Here is a 1256-nt window from a genome sequence, read left to right as displayed (position 1 = left end):
TTATCGAGAATATCCAGCACCCATTTTCTGAATTCTTTTGCTACTGGCGTATTAGCGAACATGGCGATCAGATGTGCGCCTCTTAGGGAGAAAATTCGTACCGTTTTTTCACGTAAGCTATTGTTTATTCCATTGAACGTCAAATTGACGGTCATTGACATGCCAGGTGTAAATTCGTCTTTATTGCGATCATAAATTCTTGTAACAGAGTCGATGCGTGAGTATTCCAATGCTTTAGCAAGCACAGCAGAAGTAAACCAGATTTCTCCATTATGGGAAATAGTTTCAAGAATAGTATTGCGGAAAATTAAAGTAGTCATAGTAATGATTTCCTTTCTAGGATTAGGATAATCACCACCTTTGAGGTCAATCTTGGGTGGCGAACTGGACGAGGTTGACCTTACCGGCTAGAAAGGACCCGGCGAGCCTTTCGGCTCCCCCATCCAGCCCACCATTGATTCTTGATATGGTAGGCTGACGCATAAAAAAACACGCTATCGGCGTGCTATGCGCCTTTCTAGTTACAACGAGAGGTCAATCCCGACATCTGATTTTGCAGATGCAAATAAACTATAGCGCATGATTTCTTCTTTCGTCAACTAAGTTAATTTTTAACTGATAGCGGGTAAAATGCTGCTTAGATCCTGACTGTCCAGTAGGATAACCTGATGGCCTAGGGCAAAAAGCCGTGCGTGTTCGCGTAATTGGTAGGGGGTAGGTTTTTCGCCCAGTGCTTTACATTCCACAAAAATAATCTTGCCATTGGGCAGGGCGACTAATCGGTCAGGTACACCCCGCCGCCCGGGTGAAACAAATTTATAGGCAATACCGCCGATTTTTTGCACTTCACGCACCAAATGTTTTTCGATACTCTCTTCCCTAATTAACCGCATGGATACTTCCTTTTTATGTCTTCCCGTTTTATTTGCATAATGCAAAAATCGGCGCGGTTCTCACTCCAGATACGGTTATTGCGATTGCGCGCCAATCGGTTTGCCTGTGCCCATGCGCGCGCTGCTTCATGGTATTGCCCTGACTGCTCAAGGTGTACCGCGTCCTGCGCCGCCTTGAAATAAAGTGGGCTATCGTTTTTTTTAAATGCCATGGTGTTTATTTTATCCTGTGTGTTATTATTCTTTTCGATAGCGATAAGTCTCAAATCCCGCTGCACTAAGCGGTAAATCAAAAGCCCAGTCAGGCTTGGCACTTAACAGTGCGCTTAACCCCTCAGCGGAAAATTGTGGGGTATCGGGCGC

At 44.9% G+C, this 1256-nt stretch carries 3 protein-coding genes; all 3 read right to left on the bottom strand.

The genetic code is table 11. From position 1 onward, the window contains the following. The coding region (locus G468_RS0118230) for a BRO-N domain-containing protein (protein WP_034250546.1) at window positions 1–320 on the bottom strand (320 nt) is incomplete at its 3' end. Window positions 321–611: 291 nt separating this feature from the next. Then, window positions 612–893, bottom strand: coding sequence for a PDDEXK family nuclease (locus G468_RS0118220; protein ID WP_026824175.1), 282 nt, complete (start codon window positions 891–893; stop codon window positions 612–614). Continuing rightward, window positions 884–1105: an ANR family transcriptional regulator gene (locus G468_RS0118215; RefSeq protein ID WP_026824174.1), complete on the bottom strand. Its 222-nt coding sequence runs from the start codon at window positions 1103–1105 to the stop codon at window positions 884–886. The genes G468_RS0118220 and G468_RS0118215 overlap by 10 nt, the downstream gene beginning before the upstream one ends. Window positions 1106–1256: the final 151 nt, after the last annotated feature.

The sequence above is a fragment of the Arsenophonus nasoniae DSM 15247 genome (assembly GCF_000429565.1).
GTDB classification, from domain to species: Bacteria; Pseudomonadota; Gammaproteobacteria; order Enterobacterales; family Enterobacteriaceae; genus Arsenophonus; species Arsenophonus nasoniae.
The sequence above is the reverse complement of the archived record's forward strand: the minus strand, read 5'-3'. Positions and strand labels throughout refer to the sequence as shown.